The sequence below is a fragment of the Leptolyngbya subtilissima AS-A7 genome, from assembly GCF_039962255.1.
Lineage (GTDB): Bacteria > Cyanobacteriota > Cyanobacteriia > Phormidesmidales > Phormidesmidaceae > Nodosilinea.
Genome location: NZ_JAMPKY010000009.1, coordinates 26488 through 42211 on the forward strand (window position 1 = coordinate 26488; position 15724 = coordinate 42211).

Sequence of the window (15724 nt, forward strand, 5' to 3'; positions counted from 1 at the left end):
TAGTTGAGCATCGAGCAGCGCTCAACCACAACTTTAGGAGCACCCCCTATGGCCATTGCCGTCGGCGTCATTGAAACCCAAACCTTTCCCGCAGTGCTGGCCGCCGCCGATGCCATGGTCAAAGCGGCCAACGTCACCGTCTCGGTGCAAGATCGCTCCGAGAGTGGGCGGCAGTTTGTGGTGATTCGTGGCCTAGTGGCCGAGGTCAAGCGCGCTATGGAAGCCGGGCTGATCGCAGCCAAAGCCTGCCCTAACCTGGCCGAAGTCACTTCTCACGTGATCATCCCTAACCCCACCGACAACATCGACGCGATTCTGCCCATTGGGTTTACTTCGGCCTCAGAATCCTTCCGGGTATAAGGTCTACTATTACAACCCCCCCACAGTCTTTAATAATTCGACACGGCGCGATCGCTACCACCGCCCCGTACAATGAAGGTTGAATTTTTTACCTGCAAAACTTTCTCAGGAGTACAACCATGCCACAAGCCGTCGGGTCGCTCGAAACCAGAGGGTTTCCCCCGGTGCTTGCCGCCGCAGATGCGATGGTAAAAGCGGGGCGCGTTACGCTCATTGGCTACATCCGTGCCGGTAGTGCCCGCTTCGCCATCAACATTCGTGGTGATGTCTCCGAAGTTAAGGCCGCCATGGCCGCTGGGGTAGAAGCCGCTGAAAAAACCCCCGGTGGCATTCTCGAAACCTGGGTGATCATCCCCCGTCCCCACGAAAACGTGGTGGCCGTACTGCCGATTGAATTTAACGATGAGACCGAAATCTTCCGCCAGGCTGTCGAGCAACCCATTTTGCCCGGCTCTACCGGTCGCTAGGGCTACTTGTTGCCGGTTCTACTAAATGATCTATTCAGATCATTTAGAGATCACCCTAAAGCCATTGGCAAAAACATGCCCGCTCAAGAAAGTTAATTTCTTGAGCGGGCATGTTTTTTGTGCTCCGTAGTTCTAGCGAGGATAACTAGTCTTCTTTTGTCAAAGCCTCTGGCTTGTGAGCTGCATGGCTACCGGTTTTTTCGCTTTCTACCAGATACTGGGGATTTTCCTTAGATGCAGCAACGGTGTGACCCTTAATTTCGGTACGAGATGTTAGCTTTTCGACTATCGTACCCACCGTTTTTCCCTGAGCTGTACTCCAAGAAACTTTGTCTCCTTTTTTGAAAGCTTGTTCCATGACGATCACTTGAACTCATCTATTACTCAGCATCTAGTCATACTGCCGGTGTGATGGCAGCAGGCCAGCCTGAGCTGAATTGATTTTGAAGGGCTAATTGCAGTCCAGCCTGCTTGAGCTAGATGCAGTGGAAGTTAAACCATCTTCCAACAGCCTAAATCTCAAGCAGGTCGGTTCATCTACTAATTAAGCGTTGGCTATAGAACTTCGCCAGAAGTGGCGTCTTCCTTCAGCTCTTTCTTAAACAGGCTTAGCAGGGAGGGAGTAGCAAAAAAGCCGAAATAAATACCCAGTGCGCCCGTTAACCCGTGTAGAAAAACGTCGGCTCCATAGAGTGGAAAAAGTCCGAAGAAAGTATTGGCAACCGGTACTAGACCTAGGACAGCCAGGGTAGTGTAGTAGATACCCAATTGCCCAGAGAATAGACGAGAGCTATCTAACGCAATAGAAGCAACGATTCCCAACAAGCCTGTGACAAGGTGAATAATATTGTGAGGCGTATTAATTGGAAATAGACCCATCAAGTAGCCAAATCCAGAAACGACGCCTAGCTTCTCAATCGAAGGGGGCATAGCGCCAGACTGGGAGACTAGGGCAGGAATGAAGCCCAGAATACCTATGGTTAGGTAGAATATGCCGATAATCAATGCAAATCTTTGTGCAGCTTTCATGATACCTCTAAGGTAAACGTCAGATAACAGTTTTGGATAAGCTTGCAGCAGCTTGGTAAGGCCTGTCACTACCTATCTGGGAGTGAACCCGCAACAATTAACTAGACTTTAAAGAGTTTGGTGGGTTTGAGCCTCTCTAAAGAGAAATAGTTGTTGGTAGGTCATTGGATAGAGTGAGTTCTTTGGTGGTAGTTAACTTCCTATCACAGCATTTTTTAAGGATATTTTCTACCGCTGCAAACAAAAAACACCAGTGTAGGAGCGGAATTCAGCTAGTTTTGCAAGGATAGTGATCGCATCTAGCCTTTCCTCATCTGCTCAACTATCGTAGGAATAAACAATATAAACGCTCTTAGCGATCGCAGAATAGGGATTCTCGAACTTCCCAAATCTTTGCTCCATGACTTCTAAATAAATCTGAAGAACAAAAATTGCTTCAGTTTCAGAATTCTGAGGTGTATCAAATTTGCTCTTACAAACTCATCGTGCTCCGCTAAGAAACCTCAACGGAGCACGATGGCTCAACTAAAACCTAGATGACTAATATGGCTAACGATTAGTCGTCGTTAGGCAACTCGCCATTGTCTACTCCAGGCGTCAGAGTCCTAGCGTTTTGGGGGTAGATGCCGGCCATATCTTTAACCGCATCAGCCGACTCTTCAGCGATGCGCTTGATTCTTTTGCCAGGTTGGCCTTCCAGCGAGTCTTTCTCAGCTTCCCACTGACCCATGGTGCGGGGGCGACCGACCTCTTGGGTGGGTGGCAGTTCATTAGAATAAGCGCGATTGCCAGTATTTTGCTCAGCTTTGACGCCATTAGCGGTTAGCAGAATAACCACGGCAGAGCAAGCCACCGCAAACTGCTTCCAGTAAATGCGGCCGAGCATTTCCTTTAAAGCACCAAAAATATTTTTCATCACAAATTACCTAATATTCACTCAATACTGCGAGTCAGTAAGCGAACTGCTTGCTGAACCTCTAGTGACACGTTAGGTAACTCTCTTAGAAAGCTTATCGCTCAAAAGGTATATCTTCACAAGCGTTAAAAATCGCTAAATGCTCCAGATGCTCACATCCCCTAACCAAAGTATTTCTCTCGAAAGAACGAGACTAAAACCTCATCATGACAGGGGAAAAGCAGTAGAAGACAGTTCTAAGGTACTGATGCAACCTCTAAAGAGAGCTATGCCCAAGCTAAACAACTTCATTCCTGATGTGACCCGCGACGACACGCTCGAAACACTGATTCATCAACTGTTTGAGGCACCGCTCCATAGCCAGCATTCAACCCGAGTAATGGATAATATTTTGGCCAAGTTAGGAGAGCAGTTGCAGTGCGATCGCGTCTTTTTATACCTACGCTCTCCCGACACTCAGCTAGGGCGGGTGCCCTTCTGTTGGAAAAAACAGCCATCGATACCTACAATCTATGACCCTGCGTGGAAACCGGAAGATCCCGCCTTGGCAAAGGACGACCCCATGTTTGCGGCTGCCCTCAAAGCGCAGCCCAGCATTTTTGTAGAGGATGTGGAAACCGCTGGTTCAGAGGTGTTGAACCGTGAGTTTGAGCACCAAACCTTTGGCCATCGAGCCTTGATTCATGCCCACCTGCGCTCGGATCAAACCCTGTGGGGCATTTTGCAAGCTTGTGTTTTTGAAGTTCCCCGGGTGTGGAGCCAGGGCGATCGCCAACTCATTGAGCAGGCCGTTACCCAGCTCACGCCCTTCGCCATAGACTATGTGAAGTCTGAGCCAGAGTTGGCAACAAGTAGATAGCAGAAATCCACGGGTGAATACAGCTCGACCGTTGGCAGCCAGCATTCACCCGTAGAAGCGCTGTCTAGGAAACAGTTTGCGGCAAGGACAAAACCGCTTGTCTCTGGCTAGGGGTTAAGGTCGCCAGTCCCCGGTTAGCCGCGCTCAACACCGCCAACAGCGAGGCCGTGACAATGCTGCTGTGAATGCCTACCCCGTGGATGGTGCCCTCTAGCCAGTCGGCGGCGATCTCGATTAGCGCGATCGCATCGGCATCACTGCCGTGCCCAATGGCCCGCTCTTCGTAGCTGTGCACCCGAATCCCTAGATTTAGGGCATCCACAAAGGCGTCGATGGGCCCATTGCCATGTCCCGCCCGGGTGAATCTTACATCACTACATTCCAAGGTTGTGGAAATGGCCGATGGTGTTTCATCATCCTGCCAGTGGTGGCTGACGTATTTAAACGGCAAGTTGACCCGCAGATACTCCTGCTCAAAGAGATCCCACAGCATGGGTGCGGTCATCTCCTTGCCGGTGGCATCCATGGCGCGCTGCACTATCTGGCTAAACTCAATTTGCAAACGGCGGGGCAGGCTGAGGTTGTAGTCGCGCTCTAGCAAAAAGGCAATGCCCCCCTTGCCCGACTGGCTATTTACCCGCACCACCGACTCATAGGAGCGCCCCAGGTCAGCGGGATCGAGGGGTAGGTAGGGCATGTCCCACAGATCTTCTGGGTTACGGGCCGCAAAGCCTTTGCGAATCGCATCCTGGTGAGAGCCTGAAAATGCGGTGAATACCAGGTCACCTACGTAGGGGTGGCGGGGGTGAATGGGCAGCTGAGTGCAGTCTTCGACAATGCGAGCCACTTCGTTAATGCGCGAGAAATCTAGCCCCGGATGAATGCCCTGGGTGTAGAGGTTGAGCGCTAGAGTGACGATATCGACATTGCCGGTGCGCTCGCCATTGCCAAACAGGCAGCCCTCCACCCGATCGGCTCCAGCCATTTGGCCTAGCTCAGCGGCGGCGATCGCACAGCCGCGATCGTTGTGGTTGTGCACGCTTAAGTTCACGCTGTCGCGGTAGGCGAGATGGCGGTGCATCCATTCCACCTGGTCGGCAAACACGTTGGGGGTGGCGCTTTCTACCGTGGCGGGCAGGTTGATGATCGCTTTGCGATCGGGCGTCGGCTGCCAGACTTCCAACACCGCATTGCAGATATCCCGAGCAAACTCCAGTTCGGTTTGGGAAAACACCTCCGGCGAATACTGGAAGCGCCACTGGGTTGCAGGGCGCTCTACCGCCAAATCGCGGATTAGGGTTGCGGCGTTTACCGCTAGTGCGATCGTTGCCGCTTTGTCGTTGCGAAACACCACCCGCCGAAACACCGGGGCTGTAGCATTGTAGACATGGACGATCGCCCGCTTAGCTCCCTCAAGGGAATCAAAGGTGCGACGAATCAAGTCTTCCCGCGCCTGAGTGAGCACCTGAATTTCCACATCATCCGGCACGCGGTTTTCTTCGATCAGGCGGCGTACAAAGTTAAAGTCGGTCTCCGAAGCCGACGGAAACGCTACCTCGATTTCCTTAAAGCCGATCGCCACTAGCAGCTCAAACATCCGTAGCTTTTGCTCGACAGACATCGGCTCGATAAGCGCCTGGTTGCCATCGCGCAGATCAGTGCTCAGCCAAATCGGGGGTTGGGTGATTACCTGGCTGGGCCAGGTGCGATCGGGCAATGCGATCGGCGCAAAGGGGCGATACTTTTCGGCGGGATTGATCAACATGGGTTTTGTCTCTAAAGTTTCAGCAGTAAAAAAGCTTGCCTAGCCATTGACTATGACAAGGGTGAAGAGAAGGGTTTCAGGTGTAAGAAAGGGTTGAAGGTGCAAGGTATAGGGGTAGAGGCGGACCGTAAACCCTATACCCTGCACCCCGCTCGAGCCGGATAACAGCGCTCAAACTTCCCAGCAGTAGCTAGGTCTAGGAAAAACCTTTGACCTGGGGAGTCGAGCTATTCAGGGCATTTCGCCTTTATTTCAAAATTTAGTTGCGCCCAAGGCGCAGCAGCAGTCCCAGCCCTAGGAGCAGGCTGAAGAGAGGAGCGAGGGATAGCTGCAAAGACAACATCGAACGGGGATGGCGCAAAATTGCACAACACACGCATAGTAACTGCGTTGCAAAGCAGCGTCAAGAGCTGAGGCTTCGCGATCGCGAGAGCGGCTCGCTCTGAGCGGCGGGCTCGCTCTAGATAGGATGGGTCAACGGCGCGATCGCAGCACAGGAAATATTATCCAGAGGTTAATTTAACTCAGCCCAGTTGATAGCGCGCACACCACTTATTAGTGACAATAGAAGTCGGGGATCTCGCTCCTTTCGATTGCTGAGCGGTTAGCCAGGGCAACATCTAGCCCTTGTTAGCTCAAGCTGCTGTTTTTGGCTGTTTTCAGCCCCCTGCGTCTACTCGTGCAGGGGGCTTTGTAAGACGTTCTCATTCTCAATGCCCTAACGTGATCCTGTATGACCGCTGAACCGAACTTTGTCCTCGATTTAACCTTGGCCCTGGGGTGCTCTGCTATCGGCGGCTACATCGCCCATCGTCTAAAGCAGCCGGCGCTGCTGGGCTACCTTGTTACTGGGCTGATCATCGGCCCCTTTGGTCTTGGGCTACAGACCGATGTAGAGCAAATTGAGGCCTTGGCGGAAGTGGGCATTGCCTTTTTGCTGTTTGCTCTGGGTGTGGAGTTTTCGCTGACCGAGCTGAAGCGGGTGAAGGATATCGCCCTCAAGGGCAGCTTTTTGCAGATGGGGCTGACCACGCTGCTGGTGTGCTCGGTATCGCTGCTGTCGGGCACAGCCAATTCGCCCCTCCAGGGCGTTTTTTTGGGGCTGGTGCTGTCGCTGTCATCGACGGCGGTAGTGCTCAAAACCCTCACTGATCGCGGTGAAACTGCTACCGTCCACGGCCAGGTGATGCTGGGTTTGCTGATCTCCCAAGACATTGCCCTGGGGCTGATGCTGGCGGTGCTGCCGGTGCTTAACCAGCCCGACGCTCTGGGGCCAGCGCTGGCGATCGCGGCGCTCAAGTTTGGGCTGTTTTTGGCAGGGGCGATCGCCTTGGGCCGCTGGGTAGTGCCCCAGTTGATCCAGCACATTGCTGCCACCGAGAGCAGCGAGCTGTTTTTGCTCACCGTGGTCGCCCTTTGCCTGAGCGTTGCTTGGATTACCTCCTTCCTGGGCCTCTCCATCGCCATGGGAGCCTTCGTCGCTGGCCTGATGATTTCTGAAATTGACTACGCCGACCAGGCCTTGGGCAAGATCTTGCCCCTGCGCGACACCTTTGCCTGCCTGTTCTTTGCCTCCATTGGCATGCTGATCGATCCTCACCTGATCGTCAGCGATCTGGGCCGCATTCTAGAGCTGGTGGCGCTGATCATGGTGGGCAAGGCGCTGATTATTTTGCCAATTGTGCTGGGGTTTGGTTATTCGCTCAAAACGGCGGTAAGGGCCAGCTTTGGGCTCAACCAAATCGGTGAATTTTCCTTTGTGCTGGCGCTGATGGGGCTAGAGCTGGGGTTGATCAACGAGGAGCGCTACTCCTTGCTGCTGGGCACGATCGCCATTTCTCTCATGCTCACCCCCCTGTGGATTAACCTAGCCCCCAAGGTGGCCGACTGGCTGCACAACCTGCCGGTGCTCAAAGACTTTCTCAACCAGGCCGAAGACCCAAAGCTGCTGTCGGTGCCCGGCGACATTCACGACCATGTGATTGTGGCGGGCTATGGCCGGGTAGGCGAGGTGTTGGTCAATGTGCTGCTCAGCCGGGGCTACTCGGTGCTGGTGGTCGACAATAGCGAAACCGCGATTCAGCGCCTGCGCAACCGCCACGCGCCCCTGGTGCAAATTCCCTTTGTGTACGGTGACGCCGACAGCGAGTTGGTGCTCGAGAAAACTTCTCTCGAAACCGCCAAGGCCCTGGCTATTACCCTGCCTGACCCGACAACCACCCGCCTGGTGCTGCAACGGGCACTGCTGAGAGCACCCGAGCTGGATATCATTGCGCGATCGCATAACAACGAAGAGATCGACGTGCTCACCCAGCTGGGAGCCAGGGAGGTGGTGCAGCCCGAGTTTGAGGCGGCTCTAGAGCTGGGCTCTCACGTGCTTAATACCTTGGGTGAACAGTCAATTGAAATTCAGTCGGTGCTGGACTGGATTCGCCAGGATCGCTACCGCAGCATTCGCCCGGCGGTTCAGGTGGGCGAGGGGTATAGAAATACAGCAAAAGAACGAAAACAGAAGAGCGAAAAAGTTGAAAGAAGTGCTTCATAAGCTCAGCGTCATGGTTGTACCGCTTTGATCTGGGCTCATTCTTGCCGAGCGCTCGCCATCTACACCCGACGCCAGGCACTCTGGGTAACCCCTGGAAGCATTGCTTTTAGGGGCTTTCGTTTAACTACTTGTAGCTGCGCTGAGTGAGCTGCACATTCTCAAATTCGAGAGTTTCGCGGTGCAGCTGGGGCGATCGCCCTTCCCCCGCATATTCCCACGCTGCCACAAAGGCAAAATGCTCGTCGTCGCGCTTGGCCTCACCATCGGGGGTTTGGTACTCTTCGCGAAAGTGCCCTCCGCAAGATTCTTCCCGTTGAAGAGCATCGCGGGCCATGAGCTCTGCTAAGTCAATAAAGTCAGCGACGCGTCCGGCAAACTCCAGATTTTTGTTTAGGGTGTTGGCCTCCCCAGGAATTTTGAGGTTTTGCCAATACTCGGCTCGCAGGTCTTGAAGCTGGGCGATCGCACTCTCCAAGCCCTCCCGATTCCGCGCCATGCCCACGTAGTCCCACACAATGCAACCCAGCTCGCGGTGAAACTCCATCACCGTCTTGCTGCCGCCAATGCTCAGCAGTTTGGTAATGCGGGCCTTGGCGCTGGCCTCGGCTTCTCCAAAGGCATCGTCGTCGGTGGTTACAGTGGGCAAAGACTGCCCTGCAATGTAGTCGCCCAGTGTGTAGGGAATCACAAAGTAGCCATCCGCCAAGCCCTGCATCAGCGCGCTGGCCCCCAATCGGTTAGCGCCGTGGTCAGAAAAATTCGCCTCGCCTAGCACAAACAAACCGGGGATGGTGCTCATCAGGTGGTAGTCAACCCACAGCCCGCCCATGGTGTAGTGCACAGCGGGGTAGATGCGCATCGGCGTTTCGTAGGGGTTCTCGCCCGAGATGCGCTGGTACATATCGAACAGGTTGCCGTAGCGGGCGGCGATGGTGTCGCGGCCTTGATGAGCGATCGCATCCCGAAAATCTAAGTACACCGCCAGTCCCGTATCGCCTACGCCGCGCCCCTCATCGGTCATGGCCTTGGCATTGCGCGAGGCCACATCCCGAGGCACTAAGTTGCCAAAGGCAGGGTAGCGAGTTTCTAAGTAATAGTCGCGCTCCGCGTCGGGAATGTCGTCGGGATGGCGAGTATCCCCAGGTTTTAGCGGCACCCACACCCGCCCGTCGTTGCGCAGGCCCTCGCTCATCAGCGTAAGTTTCGATTGATAATCGCCCGACACCGGAATGCAGGTGGGGTGAATCTGGGTGTAGCAGGGGTTGGCAAAGTAGGCCCCCCGCCGATGGCAGCGCCAGGCCGCCGTCACGTTAGAGTTCTTGGCATTGGTCGAGAGGTAATAGACATTGCCGTAGCCCCCAGTGCAGAGCAGCACCGCATCCCCGGCGTAGCGCTCTAGCTCCCCTGTGACTAGGTTGCGCACCACAATGCCCCGTGCCTTGCCGTCAGCCACCACCAGTTCCAGCATTTCGCGGCGAGCATACACCTCGATTTTGCCGGCCTGCACCATGCGCATCATGGCGCTGTAGGCCCCGAGGAGTAATTGCTGCCCCGTCTGACCTTTTGCGTAGAAGGTGCGCGATACCTGGGCACCGCCAAAGGATCGGTTGTCGAGCAGCCCGCCGTATTCCCGCGCGAAGGGTACGCCCTGGGCCACGCACTGGTCGATAATGCCGCTGCTGATCTCGGCGAGGCGATGCACATTCGCCTCGCGGGAGCGATAATCGCCACCTTTGATGGTGTCGTAGAACAGCCGCCACACGCTGTCGCCATCGTTGGGGTAATTCTTCGTTGCGTTGATGCCTCCCTGGGCGGCAATGCTGTGGGCGCGCCGAGGTGAGTCTTGAATGCAGAAGCTTTTGACGTTGTAGCCTAGCTCTGCCAAGGTGGCCGCCGCCGAAGCCCCCGCTAGCCCGGTGCCCACCACCAGAATGGTGTGCTTAGCCTTGTTTTTGGGGCTGACCAGACGGCAGTGGTCTTTAAAGTCGCTCCATTTCTGATTTAGCGAGCCAGCAGGAATGCGGGGGTCAAGCATGGGGATGTGGGGAAGATGAGGCGCAGCGTATACGTCTATTTTAGACCTGTCTGCATTTACACAGTCGCTGTGCTTCGCGCTATCTGTTCAACCACTGCCCAAGCCTGCTCAATCACAGTTTCATCAAACGAGTTGCCTACTCGGTTTCACCCTCTCTACATTGCATGTGGCTTAGCAATAATGACAAAGTTGAGTGGCAAAACCATCCAAAACTCCGAGTAAGCGTCTCTGATCGGTCTGTTTAGACAATATGTTAGACTCCCACTGAACACAGGCTCTAGTCGCCCTATTATTTACTCGCAGTCACAGAATATTGTGTAGTGGCGATCGCACCCTCCTCTGCAAGCCTAAAATCCAGGAAAGTTTAGCTTTTGATGCTGGCTCGTGAAATCACAATTTGACAAGCAGTTAACTTATTAAATCAGTAATGACTTCTCAAGTTGACCTAAGCCATGCCACCTTATTTGCACAGCTGCAAAGCATTTTGAGTGAGTTGCAAGGAGAAGTAACCCGACAAATTGCGGCTTTTCCTCAGCCAAACCAACCGCTTCAAAGCTTTCAGAGCCCTGATGGCAACGTGACAGGCTCGCTTCTGACTTTTACTGGAGAAGAGCTAGATTGGCTGGTCTATTCGTGGTTTAATGCCGCTCAAATGAAATTTGGCACTACGCGCTTGACTCTTTGGCTAAGTCCACTGATTCAAGTGCCTCACTTAGCCTTTGAATTTGGCACAAAGCCCGACCTCTTCTTCTACATTGACTACATACCTAGAGTCGATTTGTGGACTGACTTAAGCTATACAGAACAATACTATGAGCCTTTGAATGCCACTTACACGGCGTTGCGGGAGAATCCTAATCTGTCTTTGTTTGTAAGCAAGGCGCTATACATTAGGCAGTTGCAGTCCCCAACGCCGCTTTGCTTTACCTGCCCTACGACCCAAGACTCTCTTGCATTGATTGAACGTACTGCCCAAGAGATGTGTTCTCGCTGGCTCACCTGGGTGAAGCAGGCAGAACCTGTCCCCGTAGAGCACCAAGCTGCGTTGGCAAAACGAGATCTACTGATGCGAAAAACTGTGGCCGAGCGAGATCCAGGCAATGCTGTAGCCACGCAAATTTTTGGGGCAGAGCTGGCAGATCAGTTGATCCGCGCGTTGTGGAGCAAGGACTATGAGTAACTCAGAAGCAGCGATCGGCAAAGTGCTACTCATTGGTGTGACTGGGGGCACGGGCAGCAATGCTGTCAAAGGATTGCTCGAACAAAAGGTAACCGACCTTCGTGCCATTACTCGCAAAATCGACCTTGAGCGTCCTTCCCTATCTAAATTACACAACAGCGGTGTTGAGCTAGTTGAAGCCGATCTTGATGACGAGTCTTCATTGAAAGCAGCTTTCGCAGATGTTTCAGCCGTCTATTGTCACGCAACTGCTCCAGATTCTGCTAAACCTGACCCCCAGGAAGTGGCAAGGGCACAGCGAATTGCCCAAGCTGCTAAGCAAGCCAATGTCAGCCATATTGTCTATAACTCTGCGGGAGGCGCCGATCGCAAGTCTGGCATTGCTCACATTGAGCAAAAATATCGAGTAGAGCAAATTTTCAAGCAGGCAAATTTGCCTACAACTATGTTGCGCGCCTGCTTATTTATGGAGGAGTTTTGGAAGCAATACACTCGCCCGTCTATTCTTAAAGGGTCTTTTCCTTTTGCAGTTCAACCCGATAGGCCGCTTCATTTAATTACGACAAAAGACATGGGGCGAGTGGCCGCATACGTGATGAAGCACCGCTCTGAGTATGTCGGCAAAGACATCGAGCTGGCCGGAGACGTGTTGACCCCCAAACAAATGACGGCGGCATTTGCTAACGCACAGGGAAGCACTGTGGTTTACAAAGAAGTACCTCTCTGGATTTTTTTGCTTTTGTTTCGCAAGTCGCTGTTCGATTTGATTCAGTGGTATCGCAAGCAGGGTTATCAAGCAGATGTTTCTGCTCTAAGAGAGGAATTTCCTGGGCTGCTTACCACTTTTGCTGATTTTTTGGCAGAAACCAGTTGGGCAAACCCAGAGTTGACTTACCAAGATTTATAAGATTCCCAAGGGTTGGTGCGAGAGTTTACGAGTTGTAGATTGGTCTGGGCTGGCGGAACTCAACTTCCACTGTTGGGTTCAGTTTGCTACCGACCCCAGTGCTTAATCCACTGAAGAGCGATCGCATCCGTTGTGGCTGGAGATGAGGATCTAATCGTATGACCTACTCTTCAACGCGACTTGTGGCGTGGCGATCGCGCTCGTACCGTTTTGCTAGTGGAAGCGGCGGCAACCATGACTCACGACGAATGATCCAGTTTTCGTAGGTTGGCATCAATTGGTCAGGGGCAGCTAGGGAGCCTAGGTGTACTTCGATTTTGTCTGCGGGGCGTGCAAAAACGGATGAGCCGCAGCGAGGGCAGAAAAACCGCCCTTTGTAGTCGCGGGTTTCGCCAGCGATCGCTACGGCATCTTGAGGGAAGATCGCGGCAGCGTAGAAGAGGGCTCCATAGTGTTGCGGCAGTTGAAACAGGGCTAAAGGCCAACCCGATAGGGACGCAACCAAAGTGTTGGACATACAGTGTAGACGTAAGCTAGCTATGGACGTGCGCTGGTTTTCCGGGTTTGTTCCTTGCTCTTGAAGACGAGTAGGGCAAGTTGGCTCCGATTTCGCTCATTCCGTCATCAGCCGGTTGCTTGCCCAGTGAAAACTGCTAATTGGGCGTCAAAAGCACGTTTGAATGCGGGTCGCGCTTCGCCACGAACGACGTAGGAAGCGAGGGTCGGATATTGCTCCAAAATACCTGAGCCGCCCAGTCTGCGCAGCACCTGCACCATCAGCAGGTCACCGGCGCTGAAAACATCGTCGAGCCAATCAGCATTGCCAAGCCGCCTGGAAAGGTCATCTAACCGGCTGCGGATGCGATCCTCGACGAGGGGCAGACGCTCTTCGTACCAGGTCTTGTCGCGCTCTAAGTACATCGCGGCTTCGCGCTGCACGATGGGCGGCTCTACTGTGGCGATCGCTGCAAACATCCAGGTGATGGCGCGCGCCCGAGCATTGGCATCTTGTGGCAGAAGACCCACATGGCGCTCGGCAATGTGGAGCACGATCGCCCCCGACTCGAATAAGGCGAGCTCGCCTTCTTCATAGGTCGGTATTTGCCCAAAAGGATGCAGCGCACGGTGGGTAGCTTCTTTCATCGCGCTGAATGAAACAAGACGAACATCATAGGGCTGGCCTACTTCCTCAAGTGCCCAGCGCACGGGCATGTCACGTGCTAGTCCCTGGCCACGATCGGGCGACTGTTCAAAGGCGGTGATGGTAGGGACCATTTGAGAACTCCGGTTGCCCATTTTCCTGCTCCTTGACGGATTGTGTGCTTGCTCTCGTTGTCGAATGGCGCAATACAAAATCGACAACCCACAGGATTTTTTCACTGGTAGCTAACTGTGAGCCTAACGATCGCAATTACCGGATGCTAATAACCTCTTCCTTCAACCGGCCTAAACAGTATCTACAAGAGATCTGCGCTCGCACTGTCTTTCAGGTTAGCCAGTAAGGAGTAAGGGTGGTTAATCGCGATCGCCCTTCAAACAAGTCTTTGGCCCTCGCCCCATAGACACAATTTGGAGCGATGAAGTTACTAGGCTGCCCTAGCCCAACGTTTCATCGATTGATTGCCAGCAGCCTAGTGACGGATTAGTTCAGCGGTACGGAGCACACCTTAGAATTGCACCAAAGTGTCTGTCTGCTAGCTGCAACCGAGTAGTTAGATATAGCTACTGTATTACTACTCCCTTAATTATCGTAGTAATAGCTCTTCGGAATGATGCAGAAACTATGAACTTAGCCGAATCTACTTTAGTAGAGTGAAAGATAAACTTGTATGACGACAGCCTTGATCACCGGAGCCTCTGCTGGCATTGGTGCAGCATTTGCCCAACAATTAGCAGCGCACCAAACCGATCTTGTGCTGGTCGCTCGTTCCCAGGACAAGTTACAGGAACTTGCTGATTCTCTCAGGCATCAACATCAAATTCAAGTAGACATTATCGTCCAAGATTTGACAGCACCGAACGCAACAGAAACTATCTTTCAAACTGTGCAGCAGCTTGGGCGATCGATCGACCTATTGGTCAACAATGCTGGAGTTGGAGATTACGGTGATTTCACCGAAAGCGATCGAGACCTTCAGCTTAAAATGGTGCAGCTTAATATTGCAACAATTGTGGATTTGAGCCATCGTTTCTTACCTGGAATGCGACAGCGTCGAACTGGAGGGATAATTAATATGTCCTCAGTGGCTGCGTTTCAGTCTATGCCCTACTTCTCGATCTACGCGGCAACAAAAGCATTTACTCTCAGCTTTAGCGAAGCATTGTGGGCCGAGAATCGCAGCTATGACGTGCATGTACTAGCTGTTTGTCCAGGACCAGCTGGCATTAAGTTCTTCAAAGAAGCGGGATTTCCGTCGTCCCTGATTAACGTCGCCGAAAAAATCGATACGCCGGTCAAGACTGTTGTACAAGATGCCCTCAATGCATTTGAGAAACGAGAGCCGATCGTGATTCCTGGCAGTCTAATTAACCCTATTCTGGCTACGCTGCCTCGGTTTGTGCCGCGAGAGTGGGTTTCTAGCTTCTGGAAGTTGATATTAGGACATGATTTTGACAAATGAGAGTATCCCCTGAGCTTATTTGTTTGAAAAGTGGAGCATAAGACGAACTGCAAACGCTGCAAGCAGAACCCAAGTGAATATAATGCTGCCTCTGACTACTCACTGCGCTCGTCGCTTAGATGCCCTTACTCCTTTAGCTGCTATAAACAGTGGCCCCGCTTTCTGAGTCATTGCTCATGCTATCTGATCGAGCTGATCGGTAGTCTCAAAACTGCTGTCAGTACAGGGTTGATAAACACTAATGGTGCAGTAATCCTGTCGCCATGAACGGTCTTCAGTTATGGTTTTCGATCCAGTTCTTGCTTTTGAATTGTCTGTGCGATCGCGCACAGAGCGTCGAGTTTCAACGACCCAGCCAGAAATGTCAGTTGTTGGAGACGATAACTCCTGCAAAACCACAGAGTCAACTTTAACCTTCCAGGGGGAAGGAGATTGACCCCATAAACTAGAGATTACCTGACCTGCTTCCGGCAGTACTTGTAAGCGCAACTGTAGTGCTACAGCACTGTGATTCCGGACGATCAAATCTTTATAGCCATAGGAGACTGCAGCATCTTGACCAAGCTGATAAAAGCGATCGCCTCCGTAAGCGTCGATGCTATGGCAATGTCGCTCTAGAATCTGGCAGCCTGAGACCAAAAATGTATGAAATAGGTTAGTAGCAATTAAGCACAATCCGCCACCAACCCCCGTTTGCACTTGACCGCGCACAAACACAGGGCCTGCCTTAAACCCATTACTCAGGGTTGGGTCGCCTACACGATTACAGAAGCTGAAGATTTGCCCAGGGTTAAGTTGAAGCTGGTGAATTTTGCTTGCAGCTAGCTGCAAATTTGAGACACGATTCTTCCGAATTTCTGGACTGCCACGATCTGGAATAGCAGTGACAGAATCACACCATAAATGAGGATAAAGATCTGATTGATGGGGAGCTTGTTGATGAGCATAAAAAAAGGGGTAGCCATGAAGCAGGCTCCTAGCATGCTTGAGGCTAATACGCAGAGATCGTTTCCATTCTTTCAAAACGGCGACTCCTTGAT

The 15724-nt window shown here is 52.7% G+C and carries 15 protein-coding genes; 7 read left to right on the forward strand and 8 right to left on the reverse strand.

The window, feature by feature from the left end; translation table 11 throughout:
* The first annotated feature begins 48 nt into the window (after positions 1-48).
* Entirely contained in the window at positions 49-360 is a 312-nt protein-coding gene (locus tag NC979_RS18615) for a BMC domain-containing protein (RefSeq protein ID WP_190516354.1), read from the forward strand.
* A gap of 119 nt (positions 361-479) precedes the next feature.
* Positions 480-827 carry a carbon dioxide-concentrating mechanism protein CcmK gene (locus NC979_RS18620; protein ID WP_190516356.1) on the forward strand — a complete coding sequence of 116 codons (348 nt, stop codon included), beginning with the start codon at positions 480-482 and terminating at the stop codon, positions 825-827.
* Positions 828-972: 145 nt separating this feature from the next.
* Here the strand turns inward: NC979_RS18620 and NC979_RS18625 are convergent, their stop codons facing one another.
* The 3 genes from NC979_RS18625 to NC979_RS18635 form a co-directional block, all read right to left on the reverse strand.
* On the reverse strand, positions 973-1185 hold the full coding sequence (locus NC979_RS18625) for a hypervirulence associated TUDOR domain-containing protein (RefSeq protein WP_190516358.1): 213 nt from the start codon (positions 1183-1185) through the stop codon (positions 973-975).
* 197 nt (positions 1186-1382) lie between these two features.
* Positions 1383-1925: a DUF4383 domain-containing protein gene (locus NC979_RS18630; RefSeq protein WP_348253801.1), complete on the reverse strand. Its 543-nt coding sequence runs from the start codon at positions 1923-1925 to the stop codon at positions 1383-1385.
* A 487-nt stretch (positions 1926-2412) separates the two neighbouring features.
* Positions 2413-2772: a hypothetical protein gene (locus NC979_RS18635; RefSeq protein WP_190516363.1), complete on the reverse strand. Its 360-nt coding sequence runs from the start codon at positions 2770-2772 to the stop codon at positions 2413-2415.
* Between the two features lie 268 nt (positions 2773-3040).
* On the opposite strand from NC979_RS18635, the gene NC979_RS18640 reads away from it, so the two are divergent.
* Positions 3041-3631: a GAF domain-containing protein gene (locus NC979_RS18640; protein WP_190516365.1), complete on the forward strand. Its 591-nt coding sequence runs from the start codon at positions 3041-3043 to the stop codon at positions 3629-3631.
* Between the two features lie 64 nt (positions 3632-3695).
* On the opposite strand, the gene leuA is transcribed toward NC979_RS18640, so the two are convergent.
* Positions 3696-5396: a 2-isopropylmalate synthase gene (gene leuA, locus NC979_RS18645; protein WP_190516367.1), complete on the reverse strand. Its 1701-nt coding sequence runs from the start codon at positions 5394-5396 to the stop codon at positions 3696-3698.
* 733 nt (positions 5397-6129) lie between these two features.
* Between leuA and NC979_RS18650 the strand changes: the two genes are divergently transcribed.
* Positions 6130-7941, forward strand: a complete 1812-nt coding sequence (locus NC979_RS18650) for a cation:proton antiporter (protein ID WP_242023908.1) — start codon at positions 6130-6132, stop codon at positions 7939-7941.
* Positions 7942-8065: 124 nt separating this feature from the next.
* Here the strand turns inward: NC979_RS18650 and NC979_RS18655 are convergent, their stop codons facing one another.
* Positions 8066-9976 (reverse strand): fumarate reductase/succinate dehydrogenase flavoprotein subunit, encoded by a 1911-nt coding sequence (locus tag NC979_RS18655; protein WP_190516369.1) that lies wholly within the window; start codon positions 9974-9976, stop codon positions 8066-8068.
* Positions 9977-10403: 427 nt separating this feature from the next.
* Between NC979_RS18655 and NC979_RS18660 the strand changes: the two genes are divergently transcribed.
* Both NC979_RS18660 and NC979_RS18665 read left to right on the forward strand, forming a co-directional pair.
* Positions 10404-11156, forward strand: a complete 753-nt coding sequence (locus tag NC979_RS18660; protein ID WP_190516370.1) for a red chlorophyll catabolite reductase — start codon at positions 10404-10406, stop codon at positions 11154-11156.
* A complete protein-coding gene (locus NC979_RS18665; RefSeq protein WP_190516372.1) occupies positions 11149-12063 on the forward strand; it encodes an NmrA family NAD(P)-binding protein in 915 nt (304 codons plus the stop codon). The genes NC979_RS18660 and NC979_RS18665 overlap by 8 nt, the downstream gene beginning before the upstream one ends.
* A gap of 163 nt (positions 12064-12226) precedes the next feature.
* Here NC979_RS18665 and NC979_RS18670 read toward each other — a convergent pair whose 3' ends face one another.
* On the reverse strand, positions 12227-12580 hold the full coding sequence (locus NC979_RS18670; protein WP_242023909.1) for a GFA family protein: 354 nt from the start codon (positions 12578-12580) through the stop codon (positions 12227-12229).
* 107 nt (positions 12581-12687) lie between these two features.
* A complete protein-coding gene (locus tag NC979_RS18675) occupies positions 12688-13359 on the reverse strand; it encodes a glutathione S-transferase family protein (protein ID WP_431191086.1) in 672 nt (223 codons plus the stop codon).
* A 533-nt stretch (positions 13360-13892) separates the two neighbouring features.
* On the opposite strand from NC979_RS18675, the gene NC979_RS18680 reads away from it, so the two are divergent.
* The gene (locus NC979_RS18680; protein WP_190516377.1) at positions 13893-14684 is read left to right on the forward strand and encodes an SDR family NAD(P)-dependent oxidoreductase; all 792 of its coding nucleotides are present in this window, start codon (positions 13893-13895) and stop codon (positions 14682-14684) included.
* 174 nt (positions 14685-14858) lie between these two features.
* Here NC979_RS18680 and NC979_RS18685 read toward each other — a convergent pair whose 3' ends face one another.
* A complete protein-coding gene (locus NC979_RS18685; protein WP_199308714.1) occupies positions 14859-15707 on the reverse strand; it encodes a VanW family protein in 849 nt (282 codons plus the stop codon).
* Positions 15708-15724: the final 17 nt, after the last annotated feature.